This window comes from Massilibacterium senegalense, from assembly GCF_001375675.1.
Classification (GTDB): Bacteria; Bacillota; Bacilli; order Bacillales; family Massilibacteriaceae; genus Massilibacterium; species Massilibacterium senegalense.
The window spans coordinates 1-25,611 of the sequence record NZ_LN831785.1; the positions used below are offsets into that span (position 1 = coordinate 1).

Annotated in this window: 26 protein-coding genes and 2 pseudogenes; 11 read left to right on the forward strand and 17 right to left on the reverse strand. The window is 34.0% G+C overall.

The window, feature by feature from the left end; genetic code table 11:
• Positions 1–305: 305 nt before the first annotated feature.
• The 4 genes from BN1372_RS00790 to fabL form a co-directional block, all read right to left on the reverse strand.
• Positions 306–2,063 (reverse strand): ABC transporter ATP-binding protein, encoded by a 1,758-nt coding sequence (locus BN1372_RS00790; RefSeq protein ID WP_062197005.1) that lies wholly within the window; start codon positions 2,061–2,063, stop codon positions 306–308.
• Between the two features lie 3 nt (positions 2,064–2,066).
• Positions 2,067–2,594 carry a DUF402 domain-containing protein gene (locus BN1372_RS00795; RefSeq protein WP_062197006.1) on the reverse strand — a complete coding sequence of 176 codons (528 nt, stop codon included), beginning with the start codon at positions 2,592–2,594 and terminating at the stop codon, positions 2,067–2,069.
• Positions 2,595–2,704: 110 nt separating this feature from the next.
• Positions 2,705–2,887 (reverse strand): gamma-type small acid-soluble spore protein, encoded by a 183-nt coding sequence (locus BN1372_RS00800; RefSeq protein WP_230198788.1) that lies wholly within the window; start codon positions 2,885–2,887, stop codon positions 2,705–2,707.
• 70 nt (positions 2,888–2,957) lie between these two features.
• Complete coding sequence (gene fabL / locus BN1372_RS00805) at positions 2,958–3,710, reverse strand: enoyl-[acyl-carrier-protein] reductase FabL (RefSeq protein WP_062197008.1); 753 nt, start codon at positions 3,708–3,710, stop codon at positions 2,958–2,960.
• A gap of 199 nt (positions 3,711–3,909) precedes the next feature.
• Here fabL and BN1372_RS00810 point away from each other — a divergent pair, with 199 nt between their 5' ends.
• A complete protein-coding gene (locus BN1372_RS00810) occupies positions 3,910–4,143 on the forward strand; it encodes a hypothetical protein (RefSeq protein ID WP_062197009.1) in 234 nt (77 codons plus the stop codon).
• A gap of 43 nt (positions 4,144–4,186) precedes the next feature.
• Here the strand turns inward: BN1372_RS00810 and BN1372_RS00815 are convergent, their stop codons facing one another.
• From BN1372_RS00815 to BN1372_RS00830, 4 genes are all read right to left on the reverse strand, one after another.
• Positions 4,187–4,840, reverse strand: coding sequence for an S-layer homology domain-containing protein (locus BN1372_RS00815; RefSeq protein ID WP_062197010.1), 654 nt, complete (start codon positions 4,838–4,840; stop codon positions 4,187–4,189).
• A 39-nt stretch (positions 4,841–4,879) separates the two neighbouring features.
• The gene (locus BN1372_RS00820) at positions 4,880–5,971 is read right to left on the reverse strand and encodes an S-layer homology domain-containing protein (RefSeq protein WP_062197011.1); all 1,092 of its coding nucleotides are present in this window, start codon (positions 5,969–5,971) and stop codon (positions 4,880–4,882) included.
• 97 nt (positions 5,972–6,068) lie between these two features.
• Positions 6,069–7,160 (reverse strand): A/G-specific adenine glycosylase, encoded by a 1,092-nt coding sequence (gene mutY / locus BN1372_RS00825; protein WP_062197012.1) that lies wholly within the window; start codon positions 7,158–7,160, stop codon positions 6,069–6,071.
• Positions 7,157–7,474 carry a hypothetical protein gene (locus BN1372_RS00830; RefSeq protein ID WP_062197013.1) on the reverse strand — a complete coding sequence of 106 codons (318 nt, stop codon included), beginning with the start codon at positions 7,472–7,474 and terminating at the stop codon, positions 7,157–7,159. The genes mutY and BN1372_RS00830 overlap by 4 nt, the downstream gene beginning before the upstream one ends.
• 140 nt (positions 7,475–7,614) lie before the next feature.
• Here BN1372_RS00830 and BN1372_RS00835 point away from each other — a divergent pair, with 140 nt between their 5' ends.
• On the forward strand, positions 7,615–8,595 hold the full coding sequence (locus tag BN1372_RS00835; RefSeq protein ID WP_062197014.1) for a metal-dependent hydrolase: 981 nt from the start codon (positions 7,615–7,617) through the stop codon (positions 8,593–8,595).
• Positions 8,596–8,625: 30 nt separating this feature from the next.
• On the opposite strand, the gene BN1372_RS00840 is transcribed toward BN1372_RS00835, so the two are convergent.
• The 3 genes from BN1372_RS00840 to recX all read right to left on the reverse strand — a co-directional run bounded on the left by BN1372_RS00840 (position 8,626) and on the right by recX (position 10,176).
• Complete coding sequence (locus tag BN1372_RS00840) at positions 8,626–8,895, reverse strand: YfhJ family protein (protein ID WP_062197015.1); 270 nt, start codon at positions 8,893–8,895, stop codon at positions 8,626–8,628.
• Positions 8,896–9,006: 111 nt separating this feature from the next.
• The gene (locus tag BN1372_RS00845) at positions 9,007–9,330 is read right to left on the reverse strand and encodes a YfhH family protein (RefSeq protein WP_062197016.1); all 324 of its coding nucleotides are present in this window, start codon (positions 9,328–9,330) and stop codon (positions 9,007–9,009) included.
• A 36-nt stretch (positions 9,331–9,366) separates the two neighbouring features.
• Positions 9,367–10,176: a recombination regulator RecX gene (recX, locus tag BN1372_RS00850; RefSeq protein WP_062197017.1), complete on the reverse strand. Its 810-nt coding sequence runs from the start codon at positions 10,174–10,176 to the stop codon at positions 9,367–9,369.
• Positions 10,177–10,226: 50 nt separating this feature from the next.
• On the opposite strand from recX, the gene BN1372_RS00855 reads away from it, so the two are divergent.
• Positions 10,227–11,159: a TIGR01777 family oxidoreductase gene (locus BN1372_RS00855; protein ID WP_062197018.1), complete on the forward strand. Its 933-nt coding sequence runs from the start codon at positions 10,227–10,229 to the stop codon at positions 11,157–11,159.
• An 84-nt stretch (positions 11,160–11,243) separates the two neighbouring features.
• Here the strand turns inward: BN1372_RS00855 and BN1372_RS00860 are convergent, their stop codons facing one another.
• On the reverse strand, positions 11,244–12,356 hold the full coding sequence (locus BN1372_RS00860; RefSeq protein ID WP_062197019.1) for an RNA-guided endonuclease TnpB family protein: 1,113 nt from the start codon (positions 12,354–12,356) through the stop codon (positions 11,244–11,246).
• 35 nt (positions 12,357–12,391) lie between these two features.
• A pseudogene (tnpA, locus tag BN1372_RS00865) lies at positions 12,392–12,766 on the reverse strand (IS200/IS605 family transposase).
• 347 nt (positions 12,767–13,113) lie between these two features.
• Here tnpA and BN1372_RS00870 point away from each other — a divergent pair.
• Both BN1372_RS00870 and BN1372_RS00875 read left to right on the forward strand, forming a co-directional pair.
• Positions 13,114–14,235 (forward strand): amidohydrolase, encoded by a 1,122-nt coding sequence (locus tag BN1372_RS00870; protein WP_062197020.1) that lies wholly within the window; start codon positions 13,114–13,116, stop codon positions 14,233–14,235.
• 279 nt (positions 14,236–14,514) lie between these two features.
• On the forward strand, positions 14,515–15,087 hold the full coding sequence (locus tag BN1372_RS00875) for a GNAT family N-acetyltransferase (RefSeq protein WP_062197021.1): 573 nt from the start codon (positions 14,515–14,517) through the stop codon (positions 15,085–15,087).
• 111 nt (positions 15,088–15,198) lie between these two features.
• On the opposite strand, the gene BN1372_RS00880 is transcribed toward BN1372_RS00875, so the two are convergent.
• Positions 15,199–15,969: a DODA-type extradiol aromatic ring-opening family dioxygenase gene (locus tag BN1372_RS00880; protein ID WP_062197022.1), complete on the reverse strand. Its 771-nt coding sequence runs from the start codon at positions 15,967–15,969 to the stop codon at positions 15,199–15,201.
• Between the two features lie 244 nt (positions 15,970–16,213).
• Here BN1372_RS00880 and BN1372_RS00885 point away from each other — a divergent pair, with 244 nt between their 5' ends.
• Positions 16,214–16,690: a VanZ family protein gene (locus BN1372_RS00885; RefSeq protein WP_062197023.1), complete on the forward strand. Its 477-nt coding sequence runs from the start codon at positions 16,214–16,216 to the stop codon at positions 16,688–16,690.
• 21 nt (positions 16,691–16,711) lie between these two features.
• Here BN1372_RS00885 and BN1372_RS00890 read toward each other — a convergent pair whose 3' ends face one another.
• The gene (locus BN1372_RS00890) at positions 16,712–18,046 is read right to left on the reverse strand and encodes a YcdB/YcdC domain-containing protein (protein WP_062197024.1); all 1,335 of its coding nucleotides are present in this window, start codon (positions 18,044–18,046) and stop codon (positions 16,712–16,714) included.
• Positions 18,047–18,209: 163 nt separating this feature from the next.
• Here BN1372_RS00890 and BN1372_RS00895 point away from each other — a divergent pair, with 163 nt between their 5' ends.
• Positions 18,210–18,488 carry a DUF2325 domain-containing protein gene (locus BN1372_RS00895; RefSeq protein WP_062197025.1) on the forward strand — a complete coding sequence of 93 codons (279 nt, stop codon included), beginning with the start codon at positions 18,210–18,212 and terminating at the stop codon, positions 18,486–18,488.
• Between the two features lie 14 nt (positions 18,489–18,502).
• Positions 18,503–18,970 carry a hypothetical protein gene (locus BN1372_RS00900; protein WP_062197026.1) on the forward strand — a complete coding sequence of 156 codons (468 nt, stop codon included), beginning with the start codon at positions 18,503–18,505 and terminating at the stop codon, positions 18,968–18,970.
• A gap of 27 nt (positions 18,971–18,997) precedes the next feature.
• On the opposite strand, the pseudogene BN1372_RS00905 reads toward BN1372_RS00900, so the two are convergent.
• Together BN1372_RS00905 and msrA are read right to left on the reverse strand one after the other, a co-directional pair.
• Positions 18,998–20,415 (reverse strand): annotated as a pseudogene (locus tag BN1372_RS00905) (alanine/glycine:cation symporter family protein).
• A 309-nt stretch (positions 20,416–20,724) separates the two neighbouring features.
• On the reverse strand, positions 20,725–21,684 hold the full coding sequence (gene msrA / locus BN1372_RS00910) for a peptide-methionine (S)-S-oxide reductase MsrA (protein WP_062197027.1): 960 nt from the start codon (positions 21,682–21,684) through the stop codon (positions 20,725–20,727).
• A 178-nt stretch (positions 21,685–21,862) separates the two neighbouring features.
• On the opposite strand from msrA, the gene BN1372_RS00915 reads away from it, so the two are divergent.
• From BN1372_RS00915 to BN1372_RS00925, 3 genes are all read left to right on the forward strand, one after another.
• A complete protein-coding gene (locus BN1372_RS00915) occupies positions 21,863–23,407 on the forward strand; it encodes a sensor domain-containing diguanylate cyclase (protein WP_062197028.1) in 1,545 nt (514 codons plus the stop codon).
• A gap of 174 nt (positions 23,408–23,581) precedes the next feature.
• Complete coding sequence (locus BN1372_RS00920; protein WP_062197029.1) at positions 23,582–24,217, forward strand: 5-bromo-4-chloroindolyl phosphate hydrolysis family protein; 636 nt, start codon at positions 23,582–23,584, stop codon at positions 24,215–24,217.
• Between the two features lie 71 nt (positions 24,218–24,288).
• Positions 24,289–25,431, forward strand: a complete 1,143-nt coding sequence (locus BN1372_RS00925) for a toxic anion resistance protein (protein ID WP_407656429.1) — start codon at positions 24,289–24,291, stop codon at positions 25,429–25,431.
• Positions 25,432–25,611 lie beyond the last annotated feature (180 nt).

Genomic DNA, 25,611 nt, shown 5'->3' on the forward strand with positions numbered 1-25,611 from the left:
ACCTACTCCTTTTAATCGGTCGCCAACTTCTTGAATCGCACCTCTCCCCATTAAGTTCAAACTAGGAATATAAAATCCATATACTTTGTTTTCCATGAGTCATCTTCCTTTCAAATATTTTAACCAATCATTAGTGTTTACGATTTATATCAGAATCATTACAACATTTCTTTCCACCCCCCTAAACAAGTAAGCGCTTACATTTTTATCTCAATATAAGAACTGTATTAATAGTGTAATCATATACTTAAATGCCGAAAAATATGTTAAAAATATGAAATTTTTCAGAAAAATCTTAGCAAGTGCTAAGATTTTTCTGAGTCCAACTGTTGAACAGTATAAAGATTGTAGTATTCTCCTTTTTTCTCCATTAATTGTTCGTGTGTACCCGTTTCTATTATTTCCCCGTGCTTCATCACAACAATTCGATCAGCATATGTAATCGTAGCTAAACGATGCGCAACGATAAATGTCGTTTTATCTTTTGCCAAACGTTCCATTGCTCCTTGAATTTCGTGTTCACTTTCTAAATCAAGCGCACTCGTTGCTTCATCAAAAATTAAAATAGGGGGATTTTTTAAAAATACGCGCGCTATCGCGAGTCTCTGTTTTTGTCCTCCAGATAATTTTACCCCGCGTTCTCCGATTTTCGTATCATACCCTTCTGGTAAATTCATAATAAACTCATGCGCTTTTGCTACTTTCGCTGCTTGCATGATTTCTTCTTCTGTCGCTTCAGGATTCCCCATTAAAATATTCATCCGAACAGAATCACTAAATAAAATATTATCTTGAAGTACCATGCCAATGTGGTCGCGTAATGAACGTACTTGATAATCACGAATATCGACACCATCTAATAAAATTTGTCCTTCTGTTACATCATAAAAACGAGGAATGAGACTAACAAGCGAAGATTTACCCCCACCACTCATCCCAACTAACGCAATTGTTTCCCCTTTTTGAACGGTTAAATGAATCTTTTTCAAAACATCGTTTGTGTCTTCTTCATATCGAAATGATACATTTCTAAAAACAACTTCCCCTTGCACCTCTTGTAACACTTTTGCTTGTTTTTTATCTTCAATATCATACGGTTCATCTATCAATTCAAATACCCGGTCCATCGATGCTAACGATTGCGTCAACGTGGTAGATGAATTAACTAAACGGCGAAGTGGGTTATACAATCGCTCCATATATGCAACAAATGCTACCATCGTACCGATTGATAATGTTCCTTGGATTACTTCATAAGCCGCATATCCAATAACGAGTAATGGAGCAACATCTGTAATCGTATTTACTACTGCAAATGTTTTTGCATTCCATCTTGTATGTTTGATTGCTTTTTCTAAAAAGTTTTTATTTTGTTTTTCAAATTGTTGTTGTTCGTAATCTTCGACAGCAAAACTACGGATAACAGAAATCCCTTGGATTCTTTCATGCAAATGTCCTTGTACTTCCGCTAATGCTTGCGAACGAACTTTCGTTAATTTACGCAATCGACCATAAAAATATTTAATTGAAAATCCGTAAAAAGGAAAGAGCAAAATAGCAGCAAGCGTTAATTTTACGTTCATTGAAAACATAATCGCCAATGCAATAATAATCGTAGCGCTATCTAACCAAATATTCATTAATCCTGTCACAACAAATGCTTTTGTTTGTTCTACATCGTGAATAACACGCGAAATAACTTCTCCTACTTTATGATTCGAATAATAACGCATGCTCAATTTTTGCAAATGACTAAATAGTTGATCGCGTATATCGTACAATATTTTGCTTGCAGTCCATTGCGCAAAATACTGGCGATAATATTCCACAGGTGGACGAATGACAACAAAAACAATAAAAGCTATTCCCATTATCCATACTAACTGCTGTACTTTTTCGTCCGTCGCCATACCATCTACTGAAATAATTTGATCAATCACATATTTTAATAAAAGCGGCATGAATAAAGGGATACTAAACTTGATTAATCCAATAAAAATTGTGATTATTATTTCTTTTTTATAAGGTTTTACAAATTGTAAATAACGAAAAATAGTATTCAGTGGTTATTCCTTCTTTCCTTGAAATTCCTTATACCATTTAGGAACAAATTTAGGATCAAACGGCCCTTTTTTCTGACGAATCCATTCTAATAATTCTTTCAATTCTTCTTCCACTTTTTTTATGACCTCCCCTGGATAATCCATTTCTTTTTGATGAAGGTCAAATTCATCTTGGTCAACAATTTTAAATGAGCCATCTGGTGCAACAATGACGTCTAAATCGTAATCAATATAAATTAACACTTGATTTTGTAAATCATACGCATTCGTCATATTGCAATAACAATGAATGCCGTCTTCTTTTATTAGTCCAATTACATTAAACCAATGCTGCTGATCAAAATAACAAATGGCAGGGTCTATCGTAAAAAATTCCCTTTTTCCTGGTTCGATTACTTTTGTACCAATGTTTGCTCCGATTATTTTTCCATCTTCTTGATGTAATACATATGTTTGTTCCCAAATTCTATGAATTTCCCCGTTATGTTTATGACTTTCAATTCGAATGATACTCTTTTCTTTTTTCGACATTTTTCTATTCTCCTTCTAATCATAGTACAGTTACTTACAAAAATAAAGTCCTTGTCATAACGAAAAAGGGCTTTTAACGATTCGTTAAAAGCCCTTTTCTTTCGCCTTCTTTATTTAGAAGAAGACATTTTTTTGTTTTGTTCAGATTGTTGGTTTTGCATTTTAACTTCCTGAACATTTGTTTCTGACGCAAACTCTGTCATAGAGTTTTGCCCTTGTTGTGCACCAGCAGATTGAGCATTTTGTTGCTTCACATGGTTCACATCAGTTCCAGCAGTAGTCTTATTTGGCATTTTGTTATTGTTAGTAGCCAAATTCATCACCCCCGCAGTACCTATTGTGTACAAAACGACAAATAATATGCTACATTGTTAAAAGGGAAATTCCACCATCTACAATAATGGTTTGTCCACAAATCATATTCGCTTGATCAGACAATAAAAACATCACTATATTTGCTAAATCTTCTTTTTCAACTAAACGTCCCGCTGGCGTTTTTTGGGAAGATCCCCCTAATAATTCTTCACGATTTGGAAAATGCTTTAGCGCATCTGTATCCACCGCTCCACCTGATACAGCATTGACAATAATATTTTTGGATGCTAACTCAACAGCTAAATAACGCGTTAACGCTTCTACTGCTGCTTTTGAAACACCGACTGCCGTATAATTATCTAAATACCGAATCGCACCGATTGAGCTTAAATTCACGATTTTTCCGCCGCCCGTTTTGTCCATTCGTTTCGCAGCTTCTTGTGAACAAAATAAAACAGCTTTACTGTTAATATCCATTGTCCAGTCCCAATGGTTTTCTTCTAGTTCCATCAATGGTCGAAGTACACCTGAAGCAGCGTTATTTACTAACACATCGAGACGTCCATAATGTTCATCAATTTTTGTAAACAACTCTTCAATTTTTTCTTTTTTTCCCAAATGTGCTTTTACTAAAAGAACATCACTTCCTAAAGCACGTATTTCTTCTGCTGTTTCTTCTGCAGCACTTTTACTTCTATTGTAATTAATCACTAAATCGTATCCTTGTTTTGCAAGTTCTTTCGCAATTACTTTTCCAATTCCACGACTACTTCCTGTCACTAACGCTACCTTTTTACTCATCGTTTACCTCCTATGTATAAATAACTCTTTCTTCATCATACTATAAAGTAAAAGCAGGGAAAATAAACGAGTGGACTTTTCCCCATAACTGAACCTTGTCTTCCTTCATTGCTGGAAGCATGTTTCTTTCCATTTTGTCCAATCTCTTGAATAAAACAATCATACCATGATTATGTAACGGGAAAAAGGAGGAAATTTTATGTATGTTGGACGCGATTTACTAGAGCTCTCATCGATTCAAACCAATGTTTGGTCCGATCAAGAGTTACATTATTATCATGAACAAATGACACACCTAGCTCCTTATCTCAACAATGAAGGAGTAACGATTCATCAAAAAATTATTCATGAAATGGAAAGTCGTAATCAATCACACCTATCGGAAGCGTCATACATGAATGGAACTAAATTTACATATAAAATAAACTACTAATTTGAAGCATTAAAATGCCGTATGAATTCATACGGCATTTCTTTTATTTTACTTCCACCAAATTATTTTCTTCCATTTTTTTGAATGTTTCCACTAATTCGTATTTCGTTATTTCCTCATCCGTTGCTTCGATATAGTTTTCCACATCTGTCCAAATGTTATTATTTACTAGCAATTCAATGGCATGACTTTGATAGCGAATATTTTCATCTGAAACTAAATTCATTACTGTTTTTGCTACTACTCCTTTTATAACAGGTTCCGCTTGTACATCAGGATTATCCATTCCGTCTAATGACACATCGTTATCTTTTAAAACATTGTACACCATATTATTATGTTCTTCTGGATTATCATTTTTTTCAACCGTAACATTCGCTTTTAAAGAAGGGAAATAATGCACAACCATTTGCGCAAATTCTGCTTCTGTAAGAAGTTGATCTGGATTAAAATTTCCATTTTCATCTGGTTGTACTAATTCTTTTTCTGTTGCCCACATCACAGTATTATACTTTTCATCACTTTGAGAAATATCTTTGTATACTACTTCTTGTTTTTCAATTTGTGTGTCTGATTTTACTTCATTAATACCAGTTTCATCTAATTTAAATTTATTACTCCCGATAATGACAACTATTATAATCATAACTAGAATAATGATGTTTAAAATCATGAACATTTTTGATGTTTTTTTCAAGTTTTCTCCATTCCCTTCAGTAAACTTATCAATTGACTATTAATTTTCTGGTTCAGCAGGTGGTGTCACTAACATATCTTGGTCAGCAGGTGATGTTACTTTTGGTTCAGCAGGTGGTGTCACTAGCGTATCTTGGTCAGCAGGTGGTGGTACGAATTCACTGTCCACACTTTCATTTTTAGAGTTTGTTGCGTCCTTTGACTCTATACTTTGTTGTTTTTCCGATACTGAAGTATTGGTACTTTTATTCTGACTAGAAGGAGATTCTTTATAATTATTATTTTGTTTGCTTTCTATTTTTCTTTCCATTTTAGTATTGTTTTTTGAATTAGAAAGATTGCTTTGTTTCGTTAGGGATTTTTCCAATTCTTCTTCGTTTTTAGTAGAATCTTTTGTTTTTTCTTTCTCATCCGTTTCTTGTATATCTTTTTGTTGTAGTGCTAAAAGAGCTTGATCAGGTGATAACTTTTTCTTTTTTATTGTATCAGCCATATCTGTAATCTTTTCATTTTCAATTTCCTTAAGTGTTGCTATCAAGTCGTACTTTTGTATGTATTCTGATGGTTGTTTATCTTTCCACCTTGAAGAATCAACTTTTTGTAGATATTCATATGATTCTGTATAATTATTGTATTTTTCCCCATTGATATAACTTAATATTTCTGCTAAATAACCAACATTCACCTCATTCTCACGCGTTGGGATATCCATATACCCCTTCAAAGGAACTTGGTATTGTAGTAATGTAGTATAGATTTTTTCTTGCTTTTCACTACTATTATTTTCTTTTATTTTCCCAATTTCCTTATATAATGTTTCATAATAAAGAACAATCATCTCTGCCAATTGTTCCTCTGTAACCGTTGCTTCTGGATTAAAGTTTCCATTTTCATCTGGTTTTACTAATCCTTTTTCTGTTGCCCACATGATTGTATCTAAACGTTCATCACTATTTGGGATATCTAGATAAGGACTTGTAAATGTTTCTTTTTTCAATTCTTTTTTAGATTCTTTTATGATATTTGAATCACTTTTATTTTTTCCAGTAAAGATATCACTACCTATGATAAATACACCTACAATAATTACAACTAATAAAACATTACCAATAATCAGTGTTTTCTTCTTCATCATATCTCCTCCTTCCACCTCTATTATTGTAATCCATTACACTAGTATATTTCTACCAATGATAACAAATTAATAAGTATCATTTAATATTTTACTTTTATTTCAATATAATCTTTTTAATCATTTTTTGATACGGTACTGGAAATGGTAGTTGTAGTAATTCTTCTTTTGTCACTAATCTTTTTCGTTCACTTTCTATAATAGTACCTTTATATTCACTACTGTAAACTGATATTTTCCATTTTAAATGAGAAAAGATATGCTCAAACTCATATTCGTAATTGATTTTTTGAATATCGACGTCATACAGTTTTTCCAATGCCTTTTGAAAATTCTTCTGTTCATTTTTCGTTTTACGAAGCGTTGAAACATTTGGAAACTCCCATAACTTAGCAAGCAAGCCAGTGTCAGGTCTTTTTTCTACGATATATTGGTTTTGTTCATTTTTCATAATGCTTACTGACAAAGACACTTCTTTCGTTGATTTTTTTCTCGTTTTAATCGGTAAAGTAGATTCTAATCCTTGATGAAATGCTTGGCAATGTTCCTGTACAGGACAAAGCAAGCAAGCTGGGGATGTTGGCGTACAGACTAACGCACCAAGTTCCATAATCGCTTGATTAAAATCACCAGGACGGTTTTGGTCGATTACTTCTCGGACAATCTCTTCTATTTTTTTTCTTGTTTTCGGCTTCGCGATGTCATCATGAAGGGCAAACAGCCGCGAAAATACCCTCATTACATTTCCGTCTACAGCAGGGACAGGTAAATTGTATGCGATACTTAAAATCGCTCCCGTTGTATAAGGTCCTACTCCTTTTAAAGTAGAAATTTCTTCTTCTGTATTAGGAACAACACCGTCATATTTTTGAACTACTTCTCTTACAGCTGTTTGCAAGTTGCGTGCCCTAGAATAATATCCTAACCCTTCCCACGCTTTTAACACTTCTTCTTCATCCGCTTTTGCTAAGTCATACACCGTATGAAATTTAGAAACAAACCGTTCAAAATACGGAATTACTGTATCTACTTTCGTTTGTTGTAACATAATTTCGGAAACCCATATTTTATATGGATCTTTATTTTGTCGCCACGGTAAATTTCGTTGATTTTTTAAAAACCATTCCACTAAATTTCGTTGAAATGTTGCGACATCCATTTGTTTTACAAGTTCTTTCATTTCCATTATTCTTCCTCCAGTAGCTTCCTTTCAAAACACCAGCAATGAAATTTTTTACCCCCACCGTCAATATCTTGTAAAATTGGACCAAAAACTTCATGCTTTTCATCAGAACGTAATTTTTTTATTTTTTCATATTCTTCAAAAGATAGTACCGTGAACATTTCCACATATAAATAAGGTTGATCTGATGCGACATACCATTGAAAATCACGTATAGATAATGTTTCGAGTGTTTTCTTACACGCGAACATTTTTGATTCATATACTTGAATACATTCTTTTTTTATTTTATACTCAATAAAAACTTGAAATTTATTCACTGGCAAAACTCCTTATTTTACTTTCGTCTTTCTATACATTTTAACAATGAATTTATCAAGATGCACTTTTTATCATTGTTGTATATGTAATAAGAAGCTTGCCGTTTTAATTTTCCTTATTTTAAGGAGGCGGTGCTTGAATGGATACAGGTACCCATGTTGTAATGGGAATTGCACTTGGTGGATTAGCAACGTTAGATCCTGTTGTTGCTACAGATCCATTGACACATCAAGCTATTATTATTGGGGTATTAGTTGGCTCTCAAGCTCCTGATTTTGATACTGTTACAAAATTGCGCAATAATGCGGTGTATTTACGAAATCATCGTGGAATGACACATTCTATTCCCGCTGTTTGTTTATGGCCTATCTTAATTGCCAGTGCTCTTTTTACTGTTTTTCCAGACGTAAACTTATTTCATTTATGGCTTTGGACCTTTTTCTCCGTTATTTTACACGTTTTTGTCGATGTATTTAACGCATATGGTACCCAAGCGCTCCGTCCCTTTTCAAAAAAATGGATTGGTCTAGGAGTTATCAATACATTTGATCCATTTATTTTCTTTAGCCACCTAATTGCTTTGTTCATTTGGAGGTATACAGGAGAGGGTGGTTATACGATCTTAACGCTTTATATTATCTTGATTTTTTATTATGTATGGAGATTTAAAGCTAGAAATCGTGTACAAGCTCGGGTCTTAAAAAAAATTCCCTCCGCCACTCAAATGTTCATCTCTCCAAGCTATCGTTGGAGTGACTGGCATATCGCCGTAAAAGATCCAAACCTTTTTTATGTCATAAAAATTAAAAAAAATAAATTAAAAATTATCGATACATTTGAACAACAACCACTGCCAACAAATGAAATTATGGAAGCTGCTACAACAGATGAAAACATTACAGCCTTTTTATCTTTTTCGAAAATCTATACGTGGGAAATTCACAAAGAGCAAAATAAAATCGAAGTTCGTTTTACCGATTTACGCTATTTAAGCAAAAGTTATTATCCTTTTGTAGCGGTCGTACATCTCAATTTAGATTTAATGCCACAATCCTCTTTCACAGGCTGGGTATTTAGTGAAGATAAATTGCAAAAAAAATTATCTTACATCACAGAATAGAAAATGGTCCGTCCTTTTTTACGGGCCATTTTATTGCTTTAGTCCATTACTATTTTCTAATAAATGCTTATACTTTGGATTATCGGTTATGAATTCATGCAAAGTAGGGCCATATCGGTTAATCCATTCTAAAACAATCCGTTCTGTCATTTCATGTCCTCGATATGACCATCCACCTTTTGCTCGTGTCGTTTCAAAATCTTCCCATAGTACTTCTACCCATGTCCTCGCTTGATGGTACGATAAATAATCGTTCATTTCTAATAATCGATTCGTTAAACGTTCAAAAATTGCATTCATGATTTTCTTTCCCTTCTACGTTTATATGAGGAGGATAAAATAACTCCTCACCAGTTGTTGATGAGGAGCATCATTCATCTTCCATTCGCTATAACGAATGGAAGGATATCATTACTCTACTTTATTTCCTAACATAGAAACAGGTAATGCTTCTAATTTTGGATTCCCACTACGATGTCCCCAAGCAAATGTACCATTTATGTACGAAATTTTAAATATTTCTCCAGGATCATCTTTAATTTCATATGTTTCTTCTGGATGAAAGTCACTTGGGTCGATTAAATATGCTTTCGCCATAGCAATTTTCCGTTCATAAACTGCTAATTCATTCACCATCCCCATTTGTTCTGCTTTTTTTGCTTTTTCATTCAGTTGAGAAATTTCACGATGCAGTTCAAATTCTGACATTTCACTATAACGTTTCATTTGTTCCATTCGTATTATACTCCTTCTGTTCATACTACGTTTATTTTACTCGTCTTCGTTATTTTGAAGAAAAGTGTCAATTTGCTCAAAGGTGAAGCCTTTTCGAACTAAATACTGCTTCACTCGCATCTTTTTTTCATAACCTGTATATTTCCGATACTTATATAATGCTTTTTCTCCGTGATATTGTAAAGCTGAATGTTCTGCTTGATCAGAATATTCCCATTTTGCTTGTGCAAAGGCTGTTTGAATAACATCGCGAGAAAATCCTTTTCGATATAACTGCTGGTATATTTTTTGTTTTTTTTCTTTTAACGAAGTATTTCCTAGTACTTCCTGTTTTTTTTCAATATACGATATAAGACGACTTACTTGGCTCTCAAAGGACATTCGTGATAAACTTGAAGAAATTATGGTGGAAGAAACTCCTTTTTCTTCTAACTCTCGTTTTATTAATAATGGCCCTTTTAGTTGTGTATTCATTTTCGATTGCACATACTGATTACTGAATTCTTCATCATTTATGTAATGATATGATTTTAATGTATCGATACATCCTACAATAGTGGAATAATCTAACTCTTTTCGTTTTAAATACTCAATTAATTCGTGTTCTGAGCGCATTCGGTACGATAAATAAGATAAAGCGAGACCAATCGCGCGTTTTTTTTCTTTTTCACGAACAATTTCCATAAGTTTTGTATGATCAATTTCCATGCCTTTTTGTAGTCGAAATCGAATAAACAAATCACTGTCAATCGTAAAGCCAAACTCTTCACCAGCTCCACAATCGATATACACATAGTACCAATCTTTCTTTTTGGGATGAACGGTGATTCTTGTTATGATTGTCATTTGTTACACCTCGAATTTATTTTAACATAAAACCTATGGGAGGGATTGTTATGAAAATTGCCATTGCTGGTGGAACAGGATTTGTAGGAAAAGCATTAACGGACCTTTTAGTAAACGAGGGACATCACGTATTTATTTTATCGCGAAATGAAAAAGTATCTAAACATCCAAATATAACTTTCGTCCCTTGGCTCGGCACTCATCCACTTCCGACACAACGATTAGAAGGAATAGATGCCATCGTAAATTTGGCTGGGCAAACAATTAATTCTCGATGGACAAAAGAAATGAAGCAAAAAATTATTACTAGTCGCCTTCATGCGACGGAAACGATTATTAACATTATCGAAGCATTAGAAACAAAACCAAAAGTTCTTATTAATGCTTCTGCCATTGGTTACTATGGCACTTCCTTACACGATGTGTTTGATGAAAAAAATACGACACCTGGCGATGACTTTTTAGCTCAAACCGTTGTGAAATGGGAACAAACAACGAAACAAACGGAACTATTTCATGTTCGTACAGTATTAGCACGATTTGGCGTTATTTTAGGAAAAGAAGACGGTGCTTTACCGAGAATGATACTTCCATATAAATTATTCGTAGGAGGCCCTCTCGGTTCAGGAAAACAGTGGCTTTCATGGGTTCATATAGATGATGTCACACGAATGATTTATTTCGCTATTCAAAACGAAGAAATTCACGGTCCAATGAACGTCACAAGTCCTATCCCAAAACGAATGAATGAGTTCGGTAAAGAACTAGCAGCCGTGCTAAAACGTCCTCACCTATTGCCAGCACCGGCAGTCGCCTTACGACTTGCACTTGGAGAAATGAGCATGCTTGTTTTAGAAGGACAACACGTAAAACCAACGGTCGCCCTAGAACATGGGTACACATTCGCCTTCCCTGACTTAAAAGAAGCATTAGAAAACATAGTGAACTACTCCCACCACTTATCACCCTTACGGGTCACTTGAAGTGGGGCTTCTCGACTTATCATTGCTTTTAGTAGCCGACGAAAACTGACCGAGCTATCCCTCTCGTTCCAAGAGTTCTTTTTTCTATGATAACGCTAATAAGCGTAATCCTTCATGTTTGATGTTGATAGAAGCATTCCAGTCTCTGTCTGCTACAAAACCACAATCACAGTGGAATGTACGCTCAGAAAGAAATAGAGACTTCTTTATCTGACCACAACATGAACAAGTTTTGGATGATGGAAACCACTTATCTATTTTGATCAGTTTTTTCCCTTGCTCTTCTAACTTGTATTGGAGAAATGTCGTGAACATGCCCCAGGCATTATCCGTAACGCTTTTACCGAAATGGAGTGCTTGTGACATTCCTTTCATGTTGAGGTCTTCGATAACCACACAGTCATACAGTTTCACTAATTTGTACGATTCCTTATGTAGAAAGTCCTTTCGTTGGTTCGCAATTTTTTCATGTAGCTTCGCTACTTTTAGACGTTGTTTGTGCCAACGATTAGATCCTTTCTTTCTGAGTGATAGAATACGCTGTTCCTTCGCTAACTTTTCCAAAGCTTGATGATAGAAACGTGGGTAATTGGCTGTCTTCCCTTTTTCACTATCGACAAATAAACCATTCATGGAAAAGTCTAAGCCAACAACAGCTTTTACTTCTTTTTGTACAGGTTGATGTTCGTATTCGATGAGAATAGAAACATAGTATTTTCCTGTTTTTGTTCGAGAAATCGTACAAGACTTGATGATATGATGCGACGGAATTTTCCGATGTTGCTTCATTTTCACAAGTTTCCATTTCGGTAATTTAATATAGCCATCCAAAAGCATAATGTTTCCATTTATCACGTTAGTTGTGTAGAATTGTCTTGCCTTACGGTTTTTGAACTTCGGAAATTCAGCACGACCAGAAAAGAAGTTTTTGTACGCCTTCTGCAAATTTAGTTGGGTGTTCGCCAATGCAAGACTATCTACTTCTTTGAGCCATGAAAACTCCTCCTTGTACTTAGCAGGAGTAGGAAACTTTTGCTTCTTTAGCGCTTCTTTGTCGCCCTTGAATTGTTCATACGCTTCCTTTCGTTCAGCTAACATTTTGTTGTAGACAAAACGAACACATCCAAAGGTTTTGACAAGAAGTTGCTCTTGTTCTTGCGTTGGATACAGACGAAACTTATATGCTTTGTTTGCCATATCGAATCACCTCACTTTACACCTTGATTTTCTATCTATTTCTTTATCACTTCAATGGACGCGCCACCAGTGGTAAGTAAGCAAAAATTCCTTGACCAAAAATACTCTTTCCACAGTTTCTTTTTCACCTATGGAAAATGCTTTTTGATAAGTCGTGAACTTGCGCTTTTATAAGCGTTGATGAACTTTGACATATCAGTATTCGGATGTGCTTTGAACAACATATGCACATGATCCATATCGTGACTCCATTCGACTAAGGAAATAGTATCATTTTCACCCAATCGAACAAACATATCTTTCGCATAGTCAGATATGGCAACGTCCATCACTTTTCTACGATATTTTACGACCAGAACAAGATAATAATACAACATTAATACTGAATAATTATTATTTTCTAATTTCATTGATGCAACATCTTTTTTATTATCTAATACTGATTTATCATAGTACAAAAAAAAGAAACAACTTTAGGCTACGCCTAACCGAAATTCATCTCCCACTTTCACTGGTGCTGCCGTACCTTCACGTTTAGAAGTGGAAGACTTCTTTCGTAGGGAGTTAAAATAAAAAGCAGAGGCGAGCTTGCTCAAAGACAGAGTAATAAGGTAAAGGATGATCTTACTCTATATTCCCAAAGAAGAAACAGCGTGCACACGTTGTTTCTTTTATTTTTCTAAAAAACCTCTAGCAAAAGTTAGAAAAGATAATGTATACTTTCTAAAATATGAGTACGCAAGAAAGGACGTCGGCGATGAAAACATTAATTACTGGAGCGACGGTATATCCGATTACATCAAAAAAAATGGATGTAGCAGATGTATTAATCGAAAAAGGAAAAATAGTAGCAATAGAACCATTTATTGATCCAATGGATGACATGGAAGTGATTGACGGCTTTGGTCATCATTTATTACCAGGGTTTATTGATGCACATACGCATCTTGGTTTATATGATGAAGGAACTGGATGGGCCGGAAATGATGCGAATGAAACGATTGAGCCATTAACCCCGCATATTCGAGCTATGGATGGTGTGAATCCATTAGATTTAGGTTTTTATGACGCAATTCGCTTCGGTATAACAGCTGTAAATGTAATGCCTGGTAGTGCCAACATTATTGGTGGAACAACATCGGTAATTAAAACACATGGAAAAAACATTGATTATATGTTTGTTCGCAGAGTTTCTGGCTTAAAAATGGCATTAGGTGAAAATCCAAAACGAATTCATAGTGAAAGTGACCATTCCATTACACGAATGGGCATTATGGGCATGCTTCGCGAAGCTTTTTATCAAGCAAAATGTAGTAAAGATCCAGATAACCCAAGGATTCGCCCACTTAATGCTGCGTTAGAACAATCCATTCCTGTTCGTATTCACGCTCATCGGGCAGATGATATTTTATCTGCTGTTCGTTTTGCGGATGAGTTTAATCTAGACGTGCGAATTGAACATTGTACAGAAGGTCATTTAATAGCAGAAGAATTAAAAGGAAGAAATTTAAAAGTAACAGTAGGCCCTACTTTAACGAGACGATCCAAAATAGAGCTGTTAAATAAAACATGGAAAACATATTCGATTTTAGCTAATGCAGGCGTGGAAGTTTCTATTACAACGGATCATCCATACGTTCCGATTCAATATTTAAATGTGTGTGCTGCTTTAGCAGTTCGCGATGGTTTAAGTGAAGAACAGGCACTCGAAGGAATTACAATAAATCCAGCACGAAATCTTGGAGTAGATCATAAAATAGGAAGTATCGAAATTGGAAAAGATGCTGATTTAGTCCTTTGGAATGAACACCCGTTTCACTATTTAGCGTCTCCTGTATTAACAATAATTGATGGACAAATAATTTACAAAAAATCTTAAAAAAAACTATTTTCAACACGGTTATTTTCAGTTAATATAAAAGTACAAAATAAATGAATCCTTATTGGAAGGTGAACTGTTTTAAAGAATTTTCAGTCAATTGTATAACAGCAGAGATGCGGGAAGGCAAATGGTGCGCCACCAGTTTAAACTGGTTCTAGTGGGTTCGATTCCCACCCCAAATTGTTTACGAATTGTAGGATTAGATTTGTGAATATATTGGGGGGGTAGATCGGTGAAAGGACCCAATTCTGCCCTCAAGAAATGGAGGGATGAACCATGTTTTTAAAAAAACGTGATCTTCTTGAGTGCCAACGTTTATTTGAACTGATGACTGATCCAGCAGTCTTCCCTTTTGTTCGTCAAAAAGCACACTCTCAAGAAGAATATTTATTTTTAACAAAACAGACGATTGAAGCAGAAGAACACGGTGAAGTCATTTCAAGAACCATCATGGATGAATGGGGAGAAGCTATTGGTACGATCAATCTGTTTGACATTGAAGATGGTTACGGATTTTTAGGTACATGGATTGGCAAACCGTACTTTGGTAAAGGCTACAATCAAGCTGCAAAAGCATTATTTTTTGATGAGTTATTTTTCGAAAAAAACATTGAAACAGTCTATATGAAAATTAGAAAGGCAAATATTCGTTCTAAAAAAGCAGCAGAAAAATTACCTTATGTCACATTAGCAAATCAAACAGCTATTGAACTTTATGAACAAGTTAACCAAGACGGTGAAATATTTGACCTTTACGCTATTCCAAAAGATCAATATCATCTACACACACTTCGTATGCCTCATGACACAATAGAGTTAGTCGAAGAACACCAATTAAAAGAAGCATAAGAACGATAAAAATCAAGGGTCACTCTGTCATAGGCGCTGAAGCTATATGAAAAAAAGCGAAAGGATGATTCCTTTCGCTTTTTTCGTTTACTAGAAAGATAAAATCATTGTTTATGGGAACTCTACTGCAATATAACTTAACGAACCATAATCATACGATCGATGCAAAATAGAACCATTCCCTTCACTTGCCCCCATTGCAATATATAAAGGGATATAATGTTCCGGTCTCGGTACGGCTAGTTCTACATATGGTGCTTCTTTTTCATAGTTTTTTAATGATTCCCGGTCGTTATGTTCGATTTTTTTAATGAGCCAATCGTCAAATGCATATGCCCAATCCGCTACCTGAGTACGATGCTGAAAATCCAGTGCTCGTAAATTATGCACCGTTCCTCCACTACCGATAATTAAAATATTTTCTTCTTTTAATGAACGAAGTGCTTCTCCTATTTTAAATTGATCAACAGCTGATAGATACGGTTGTACGGAAATTTGAATAAGCGGAACATGTAAGGACGGATATAGATGATGCAAAAGGCACCATACGCCGTGATCGATTCCACGTGTACTACCGACATGACTTTTGATATTAGACGCGTGAAATAAGGCATGAATTTTGTTTGCTAGCGAAACAGAACCAAAAGAAGAATAAGTCATGTGATATAATTCTTCTGGAAATCCATAAAAATCATATATAATTGAATTTTCACCATTGACCGTTGTAATTTCAATTTCCTCTGTTTCCCAATGAGCAGAAAAAACAATTACTGCTTTCGGCTGTTCGAAATGTTTAGATAGTCCTTGTAAAAAACGAGTATAGCTCGTATCTTCTAATGCCATCATTGGTGAACCGTGCGCTAAAAATAAACTTGGCATCATCCTATCACCTACTTTACTTTTTATAGTTACTATACTACATTAAATATAAAGCATCAATCTTTTTTCTTAACTTTCTCTGATCTTGGCATTATTTTAGTAAAGAAAAAAACATTCCTTCTTTTTTTATAGACAGAAAGGCTTTGTCTATTGTGTCAATTTTTATATAATGTGTTTATGCCTCATGACTGGGTAGTACCCTAATTGATGGACATGTTCTTTATTTTTTATAAAAGGAGCTTTTATTATGAAGAAATTTCTTGTTTACTGGCTCCCCGTAATCGTATGGATGGCGCTTATTTTTTATTCTTCTTCTCAACCATATGACCAACAAGATATTCGGCCTTTTTTATCAAGTACATTTAATTTAGGTTGGGTCAGCTCGTTATTTTCTTTCGTTTCTTTTCAATATGCAGGTAGTGAAATTAGTGTTGCTGCACTCGGAGAGACTGGATTTCTAGAATTCTTTATTCGAAAAGCGGCTCATTTTTTTGTTTATTTTATTTTAGGTATTCTATTTTACCGAGCTTTTCTGCATACGTTATGTAAAAAGAATCATCTTTTTATTATCTCCTTATATGCTACAATTATTTATGCAGCAACAGATGAATTTCATCAAAGTTTAACCGTAAATCGAACACCACTCGTTCAAGATGTATTAATCGATTTATCTGGTGGTCTCTTTGGTTTACTATGTATTTCTTTCATTCAAAAGAAAAAATAAAACCGCACAATTGTGCGGTTTTTAACTTTCACCAAATGCATCAATAAACTGACCATCTTTTGCACTGATGAAAAATGATGGAGTAATGATGTGGTACATTAATTGATGCGTACGTTTTTCAATAGGGAAATAAATTCTCTCCCATTCTAGACGGACATCAGTACCACTTAACCAATTTTTTTTCGCTGTTTCGTGATTCATTTGAACTTGTTCAGATGTGCGCCTAAAATGTTCAATCGGACATGTAATATTTGAAAAATAATTGACTAATCCATTTTGACGATTTATTGCAATGACTAATGTTTCACTTAATACTGGTAAATCCTCGATAAACGGACGAAATGTAAATAAAATTTGATCTTTTTTTAATTCACAAAGGTTACTTACTTCTTTAAAATACGTCTCTGCATCTTTGTATAAAAAATGTAAAAAAGCGATTGCTCGGTCATAACATTCATCTAAAGATAACTGTTGTTCATTCTGACATGCTTGATAACTATATAGGTTAATCATTCGATTCATGTTTAATTGTTTACGAATGACCGTCACACTCTCTTGTTTTTTCGCTAAAATGTTTTCTACGGTATCATAATTAGTCGGTAGTTCTATTTTTCGATACACGGCTTTCACTTCATTTTTATCTAGTATCTCTTCCTTATTAAACGTTTCATCTATTCCAATCCATTCTTCAAAGGTGGAATAATACGTTTTTTTAGGTGTCGTGAATGAAACGTATAATTCATCTGCTTCTTTTCCCCATAACGGTTCAGTCACATCATAATACAAAGAAATATCCCGTACATAATAAGCAGTTTGAAATTGTCCATCTTTATTTCGAATCACACATGGAGATACGTGACAATGTTCACGTAATTGTTGTAAAAACTCTTGTTTTGTTAAAAACTTTGATGGAGCAATCGGTTTTTGAAAGAGTCCTTTATAATGACATTCCACAATCTTCCCGTCGCATCTTACTGTGATGGAAATTCCTGTTCCCTTCATTTTGACTCCTTCTACATCTTGGCGGAACTTAAAACGAATCGATGATCCGAAATCTTTAATTTCTGTAAAAGATAATGAGTGCAATAAATCTGGATAATATTGTTGAATAAAATATTTGGCCATCTTTTCTAATACTTCTATTGATTCATTTTTGAAATTTTTTTCAGTTGAATAATTTGTATATTCTTGAAGCACACCTTCTGTCGTAAAACTAACGGAAATACATTCATGCTCATTTTCTGGATTTCCCCAAATAAAGAATGCTCGATTTTCGCTATAATCTTCAATAATCATTTCATAATGTGCTGGAATCGGAAAAGAGTGAAGTGCTTTTTCTTTTAATAATAGATTCATAAATCGACTACCTTTCCTTCAAATCGTACAATCTACTTTATATTGTACGATTTTTTTGAAATTTTTGCTATGAAAAATCGAATCCATCTTGACAATGATAATCTTTATCATTTATAGTATACATAAATCAACTGATAACAATTTTCAATAAGGGGTGGTCATAATGAAATCTTTACTTATTGTTGGAGCGGATCGTTTAGGAAATATCCCTAGTCGTTTAGAGGAGTATGGTATTGAAGAACTTCACCATTTTAGCGGAAGAAAAGTACAGATGGTTCGAAAAGATGTACCAGATGTAGATGCTATTTTAATTTTAACGGATTTTATTAATCATAACTTAGCTAAAATCATGAAGCAAAAAGCAAAAGCAAAAGACGTACCTATCTTATTTGCAAAACGATCTTGGGGTTCCATTGAACAAGCAATTAAATTTTCCATTTAGAAAGGAAAAAGCGTATGAAGGAAAATATTATACCATTACATATAAAAAAAACACCCTGTCATCTATTGCAAGACCTACTTGATGAAATGTTAATCGCCTTTGCTAGTTATCCAAAAAGAAAACAAACACAATTAACTTTACTAACCGTGTTTGAAAAAAAGATAAAGCAAGTTCCATTTGCAACATATAAACACTTATATTGTGATTTTCTTCCTTTCTTCGATCATTTGCTCACTATTTTATCCGAGCTACTTATTTACGATCACTATTGGTATCGAAGTCGGGAGCAATTTTTCTTAGTATCCAAACAAGAAGAAGGAGTCATCGTCACCGCTTTTTATTATCAACTGACGGCTCATAGTGAGCCAAACGTAACATTTTTTTTAAAAAAATATTTATCTCATCATCCAAGTATAACGAACTGCTCCCTTGAACTCGTTTCTTTATTAGATTATAAAAAATGGAAGCACTCCATTTGCTAATGCCATTTATAGGAGTGCTTCCTTTCTTTATTTTTCGTTCTGTTTTACGTCATCATAACTTCCCCAACATTCCACATTTTTAAGTCCTGGAATATTCGATACGTGGAAAACAGGATCTTTTCCTTCTTTTCGTTGTTTCGTATAATCATTTAAAGCTGCGATGGCAATCTTCCCTAATAAAACAATGGCAATTAAATTAAATAAGCCCATAAATGCCATAAAGAAATCACCTAAATCCCAAACAAGTCCAATTTTTGCAACCGAACCAAACATAATCATCGCTACAACTAATACACGATAAATGTGTAAAAAAATAGGATGAACATTAATAAACTCAATATTTGTTTCACCATAATAATAATTACTAATAAGCGAACTAAACGCAAAAAATAAAATAGCAACTGCGACGAAAGCTGGTGCCCAGCCACCTACTTGAGTAGCAAGTGCTTGTTGGGTAATTTGAATACCGTCGTTCCCTTCTGGAATAACACCAGACATTAAAATAATAAAGGCTGTTGCTGAACAAACAAGAATAGTATCTGTAAAAACGGCTAATGTTTGAATTAATCCTTGCTTCACTGGATGACTAACTGCCGCTGTTGCAGCTGCATTAGGAGCACTGCCCATCCCCGCTTCATTGGAAAATAATCCGCGCTTAATCCCGTTCATAATGACAGCACCTAAGCCGCCACCGAAAGCTTGTTCTAATCCAAACGCAGATTTAACGATTAATGCCATTACTCCAGGTAATGCTGTAATATTTGTTATTACAATAAATAAAGCGACTAATAGATATCCAATGGCCATAACAGGAACAAGAATTTCTGCTACTCTGGCAATTCGTTTTACTCCACCAAAAATGATAATAGCTACTAAAATAGCAATCACTAAACCAAACCATTTACGTTCAATGTTAAAAGCCCCTTCAAACGCTAATGTTAAGGTATTCGCTTGTACCGCATTAAACACAAGACCGAAACTGATGGAAATTAAAATAGCAAAAATGATTCCCATCCAGCGGGCATTTAATGCTTTCTCCATATAATAGGCAGGTCCACCGCGGAACCCATCCTTATCTTTTACTTTATAAATTTGTGCTAATGTACTTTCAATAAAAGCAGAACCAGCACCAATCATAGCAATAATCCACATCCAAAAAACAGCCCCAGGTCCACCTAAGGAAATCGCAATCGCTACCCCAGCTAAGTTCCCTGTTCCTATTCTAGATGCTGTACTCATCGCAAAAGCTTGGAAGGAAGTAACACTTTTTTTCTTTGCTTCTTTATCCGTTATTCCTTCCCCTAAAAGACGTACCATATCTCCAAATAATCGTACTTGCACAAACTTTGTCCGGAAGGAAAAATAAAGTCCTACTAAAATTAATAAAACTTACCCCAAAAAAAGTTATTTACTGCTCCAACAACCTGTTCAATTACCGTCACCACTGTTCCTCCTTTGTCATTAAGAAAAACTTTCTACCTCGTTTTTTTACCCCTTATCGTAAACTTTCGATTTCATTTCCTATTCTTAACAGAGCGTGTATAAAGAAATCTTCCCTCAGTGAGGGCCTTACTGTCCATTAACGGAGGATAAAACTATTAAATAAAACTATTAAAAAAAAAGTATAAGCCTCTGTCTTTCTATTATAAATACACTGAAATCGTACATTTACTCCTAATTATTTTATCATAAAAATAAAAAAGGTTTTCATTCCATTTAAAAACGAAATGAAAACCTTCTGTTCAAAAAGTATTTTAAAATTCAAATAATGCTTGATATTCGCCATACCCTTCTTTTTCTAACTCTTCTTTTGGAATAAACCGTAAAGATGCAGAGTTAATACAATAACGCAATCCTGTCGGATGTGGTCCATCATCAAATACGTGACCTAAATGAGAATCTGCCGTTTTACTTCTAACCTCTGTACGAATCATATGATGACTAGTATCGATATTTTCTTCGATTTCTTTTTTATCAATTGGTTTTGTGAAGCTTGGCCAACCACATCCGGCATCAAATTGATTGGTAGAACTAAACAATGGTTTCCCTGAAATAATATCGACATAAATTCCTTCTCGTTTATTATTCCAATATTCATTTCGAAACGGGGGTTCTGTCCCATTATTTTGTGTTACTTCATATTGAATAGGTGTTAATTTTTCCTTTAACAATGCGACGTCCTTTTTTGGACCCCAATTTTGTTTCATAAAGTCGTCTCTTCCGGAACCTTTTCGATACATCATATAACGAGTTGGATTTTTTTTATAATAACCTTGATGGTATTCTTCTGCTTCATAAAACGGTTTTGCTGGTAAAATAGACGTTACGATTTCTTTTTGAAAACGCCCACTTTCTGCTAATGTACGTTTGGATTCTTCCGCTTTTTCTCGCTGTTCTTCTGAATGATAAAAAATCGCTGTTTTATAAGAAGTACCCCGGTCATGGAATTGCCCACCTTCATCGGTTGGGTCAATTTGTTGCCAAAAGATTTCTAACAATTTTTCATATGGAAAAATTGCTGGATTAAATGTAATTTGAACGGCTTCATAATGCCCGGTATTATCTTGACAAACTTGTTCATATGTTGGATTTTCCACATGGCCACCTGTATATCCAGATACTACTTTTTCAATTCCATCAAATTGATCAAATGGTTTTACCATGCACCAAAAACAACCACCTGCAAATGTAGCAAGTTCATACTGTTTTGTCATCATGTCCTCCCCTTACCTTTTCGTAATACCCGTACTGAATGCTTTCATGCTTTCTTATTATAGCATGCACCATAAACGAAATTCGAATGTTATACTTGAAAAGAAAAATAAGATTACTTATATATTTACCTAAAATTTGCTAGAATAAAAATAAAAGTTTCTTTTTATAGGAGATTTTATGAAGAAGTTAAATTTATCATTACGTTTTATTATTATAGTTCTTACTTTTACTGTCCTACTTCTAACTTTATTGAATGCTATTTTAGCTGGTTATCGCGTTTCTAAAGAAACACTAATTGAAAATACGTTAGAAACGAATCGGGTATACTCCGTTAAATTAGCTGAAACGGTCGAATTAACAATTGATCAAACATTGCTAACAATGCGGTATAGCACTAATAAATTACAAAACTGTATGACAGAAAAATGTATGCTAGAGGAAGTAACAAGGCTTCAAAAACAAATGGATATTTTCAACAGTGTATTTATAACGAATGCACAAGGAATGATTACATCTGTTTATCCTGGTAGCCTTCCTATTATTGGCGGAACATTAACTTCAGAATATGCAGAGGAAGCACTGGCACAAAAGAAAGACTATGTATCTAAGCCGTATATTTCCCCGCTTACCCATAATATGATTGTGATGATTTCTGTTCCTATTTATAATTTAAATCATGAATATATCGGAATGCTCGGCGGAACAGTCTATTTAGAAAAAGATAATATGTTCGAATCTATGTTAGGAAAACACCCGTATAAAGATGGTTCTTCTGTTTGTGTTGTCGATCGAGATGGTAACTTAATTTACAATGAAGACAAAGATATGGTTGGTGGTCCTGTTAAAAATCCTATTATTATCGAGGAATTACTAACCAAAAAGAACGGGACAATTCGAGTAACAAATCCAGATAATACGAATATGCTTGTCGGATATGCTTACGTTCCGAAAGCGGAATGGGGCATTATTTCTCAACGACCTACTAACCAAGCATTAGAATCTATTTCTATCATTATGAAAGATATGTTCGTGCGAATGTTTTTCTTTATTATTATTTTATTAGTCGTTGTCTTTTGGTTAACAAATAAAATTACAAGACCACTCTCTGAACTTTCGGATTATGCGAATAAATTGCAAGGATTGCCAACAAAAAATCTTTCCTTCCCGAAAATTGATGCTTGGTATTACGAAGCAAAAGAATTAAAAAATGCTCTTTTTGATAACGCTCAGGCAATATCTGAACAATTATATATTGAAAATAAAAATGTCATTTTAGATGGAGCAACCGGTCTTTTGAATGAAAATGCTTGTCAAAGTATTGGTAAATATTACGAAACAATGGTTCAACCATTCTCTATCGTTATTATTAGTATGAATAATTTTAGTGAGCTCAAACAAACTTTTGGTCCACATGTTTGTACTGAAACATTAAAATTTATCGCTATCCTACTTCAACAGGAAGTAAAAAAGGACGGAATAGTATTCCGGTGTCACGATGAACAATTTGCCATTTTGTTAAAAACTGAAGAAGAGCACAACGCAAAAATGTTATCTGAACAAATTCATAAAAAGATGAACGAAACAATTACTCCTTGCGGAAAATATGTCGCCACTTCTTTTGGAATTGCATCCCTGATAAAAGATGCTCAAAATTTTGAAGATGTCATGTTAATTGCCCAAAAAAGACTTCAAAAAGCGAAACAAAATTATGAAAACACGTGATTTAGGGAATATAAGGATATACCTACTTTTTCATTCAACAAATTTTGAGACTTTTTTCAGTTTTCTTTCGTATAAGTATGTAAGGTAGTATTTTATTCGAAAGATAATCGAATGATACATGTTACTCACATAAAGAACGTATTAGAAAAACTAACACAGGAGCGTCGATGATACATGCGAAAAATATTATGGGGATTATTTAGCTTTTTTCTTTCCTTAGGGTTCGGTTTATTTACAACTGCTCTTTCTTTATTTGGAGGCACTGGGCTATTCCTCGCATTATTGCTTGGGGGATTTGTCCATATTAGCGGAACATGGCTACTCTATTCTTTATTAACAAAAAAAAGGTTTCCTAAAGGTATGATTAAACAAGAACAAAATTACATCTCCCAATTACTAGATAATGCAAAGAAAAAAATTAGACAAATCCAAATGGCTAGATTTCGCATTAAAACATTAAGAATGCAACAAACCATTTCTAAAATGACAAAAATTTCAACGAAAATTGTCAAATTAATTGAAGAAAATCCAGGACGTTATCGCGGTGCTAATCATTTCTTTAATACCGATTTAAACAGTGCTGCGGAATTAATCGACAAATACGTGACACTATCTAATCAACCAGTAAAAACAATGGAAATTAACGAAGCATTACAAACATGCGAAGAGACATTAAATGACTTAACAACATCTATGGAACAAGAACTTTTAGACTTATTAAATGATGATGTTCTGTATTTAGAGGCAGAATCGAATGTTATTAAACAAACGATTCAAGAAGTAAAAGCACGTGAACAATTAAAACGGTAAATACGAAAGGAGCTCTTGCTATGAGTGAATTCAATAAACCACAACAACAAAAAGACATCTCTTTACCAGACATGCCGTCTGTGTCTACCGATGAATTACTAAACAATCCTTTTCAAATCCCTACAATAGAAGTACCGAATGAAGTACAAACGGTAGAACAACAACCAAAAGCATTAATGGATACATTAACGACGGAACAACAGCAAAAAGCGCAAACTATCGCAAACCAAATTGATCCAAAAGCACAACAAGCGATTGTACAATACGGGATTGCAGCACAATCAGAACTTTCTCGCTTTTCTCATACAATTTTACAACATGTGCAAACAAAAGATACTGGTCCAGTTGGGGATATTTTAAAAGACTTAATGGTTAAAATTCGCGAAGTGGATGTCGATGATTTCAATCAACAAAAACCGAATATTTTTTCTCGTATTTTTGGTTCTGTACAAAAACAACTTTCACAAATCACGTCTAAATATCAAAAAGTAGGAACAGAAATTGATCAAATAGCCGATAAACTAGAACAAATGCGTCAAGGTTTATTGCGCGACGTTATCATGTTAGATACATTATTTAATAAAAACCGGGAATATTTTGATGTCTTAAATATTTATATTGCAGCTGGGGAATTAAAAATCCAAGAATTACGAACAAAAACAATTCCTACTTTAGAACAACAAGCAAAAGCTTCTGGAAATCAAATGCAAATCCAAGAAGTGAATGATCTAGCTCAATTTACAGACCGATTAGAAAAACGAATTCACGATTTAAAATTAAGTCGTCAAATTACAATGCAAACAGCGCCACAAATACGATTGATTCAAAATATGAACCAAGTCCTAATCGAAAAAATTCAATCTTCTATTTTAACTGCCATCCCATTATGGAAAAACCAAATGGTCATTGCCTTAACACTATTTAGACAACAAAAAGCATTAGATGCACAAAAACAAGTAACCAAAACAACAAATGATTTATTATTAAAAAATTCCGAGTTATTAAAAACAAATACGATTGAAACAGCTCGTGAAAATGAACGCGGAATTGTAGAAATCGAAACATTAAAGAAAACACAAGAAAACTTAATTGAAACGTTAGAAGAAACAATTAAAATCCAACAAGACGGACGAAATAAACGAATGCAAGCAGAAAAAGAACTTGCGCAAATGGAAGAAGATCTAAAAACAAAACTTCTTTCTATGAATTCTTAACATTGTTTTGACTACTCTAGAAGTATCTCTTTTGAAAAGAGATACTTTTTTTATGAATAAAGATGTTATTCTTTATGCTTAGACATATTTTCGCTATATTATTTTTAAAAAAGACAAATGATATAAAAAAGTAGAAAAAATTGTATCATTCAACTAATAATAAACAAAAAAATCATTCCA

Coding starts and splice junctions, on each gene's coding strand:
- BN1372_RS00895 (WP_062197025.1), top strand. CDS start 18,210: ATGAAATCTTTACTTATTGTTGGAGCGGATCGTTTAGGAAATATCCCT.
- BN1372_RS00860 (WP_062197019.1), bottom strand. CDS start 12,356: ATGGCAAACAAAGCATATAAGTTTCGTCTGTATCCAACGCAAGAACAA.
- BN1372_RS00920 (WP_062197029.1), top strand. CDS start 23,582: ATGCGAAAAATATTATGGGGATTATTTAGCTTTTTTCTTTCCTTAGGG.
- BN1372_RS00835 (WP_062197014.1), top strand. CDS start 7,615: ATGGATACAGGTACCCATGTTGTAATGGGAATTGCACTTGGTGGATTA.
- BN1372_RS00890 (WP_062197024.1), bottom strand. CDS start 18,046: ATGAATCTATTATTAAAAGAAAAAGCACTTCACTCTTTTCCGATTCCA.
- BN1372_RS00925 (WP_407656429.1), top strand. CDS start 24,289: ATGCCGTCTGTGTCTACCGATGAATTACTAAACAATCCTTTTCAAATC.
- BN1372_RS00855 (WP_062197018.1), top strand. CDS start 10,227: ATGAAAATTGCCATTGCTGGTGGAACAGGATTTGTAGGAAAAGCATTA.
- BN1372_RS00875 (WP_062197021.1), top strand. CDS start 14,515: ATGTTTTTAAAAAAACGTGATCTTCTTGAGTGCCAACGTTTATTTGAA.
- BN1372_RS00810 (WP_062197009.1), top strand. CDS start 3,910: ATGTATGTTGGACGCGATTTACTAGAGCTCTCATCGATTCAAACCAAT.
- BN1372_RS00840 (WP_062197015.1), bottom strand. CDS start 8,895: ATGAATGCAATTTTTGAACGTTTAACGAATCGATTATTAGAAATGAAC.
- BN1372_RS00795 (WP_062197006.1), bottom strand. CDS start 2,594: ATGTCGAAAAAAGAAAAGAGTATCATTCGAATTGAAAGTCATAAACAT.
- BN1372_RS00915 (WP_062197028.1), top strand. CDS start 21,863: ATGAAGAAGTTAAATTTATCATTACGTTTTATTATTATAGTTCTTACT.
- BN1372_RS00900 (WP_062197026.1), top strand. CDS start 18,503: ATGAAGGAAAATATTATACCATTACATATAAAAAAAACACCCTGTCAT.
- fabL (WP_062197008.1), bottom strand. CDS start 3,710: ATGAGTAAAAAGGTAGCGTTAGTGACAGGAAGTAGTCGTGGAATTGGA.
- BN1372_RS00845 (WP_062197016.1), bottom strand. CDS start 9,330: ATGGAACAAATGAAACGTTATAGTGAAATGTCAGAATTTGAACTGCAT.
- BN1372_RS00820 (WP_062197011.1), bottom strand. CDS start 5,971: ATGAAGAAGAAAACACTGATTATTGGTAATGTTTTATTAGTTGTAATT.
- BN1372_RS00880 (WP_062197022.1), bottom strand. CDS start 15,969: ATGATGCCAAGTTTATTTTTAGCGCACGGTTCACCAATGATGGCATTA.
- BN1372_RS00885 (WP_062197023.1), top strand. CDS start 16,214: ATGAAGAAATTTCTTGTTTACTGGCTCCCCGTAATCGTATGGATGGCG.
- BN1372_RS00870 (WP_062197020.1), top strand. CDS start 13,114: ATGAAAACATTAATTACTGGAGCGACGGTATATCCGATTACATCAAAA.
- msrA (WP_062197027.1), bottom strand. CDS start 21,684: ATGACAAAACAGTATGAACTTGCTACATTTGCAGGTGGTTGTTTTTGG.
- recX (WP_062197017.1), bottom strand. CDS start 10,176: ATGACAATCATAACAAGAATCACCGTTCATCCCAAAAAGAAAGATTGG.
- BN1372_RS00800 (WP_230198788.1), bottom strand. CDS start 2,887: ATGCCAAATAAGACTACTGCTGGAACTGATGTGAACCATGTGAAGCAA.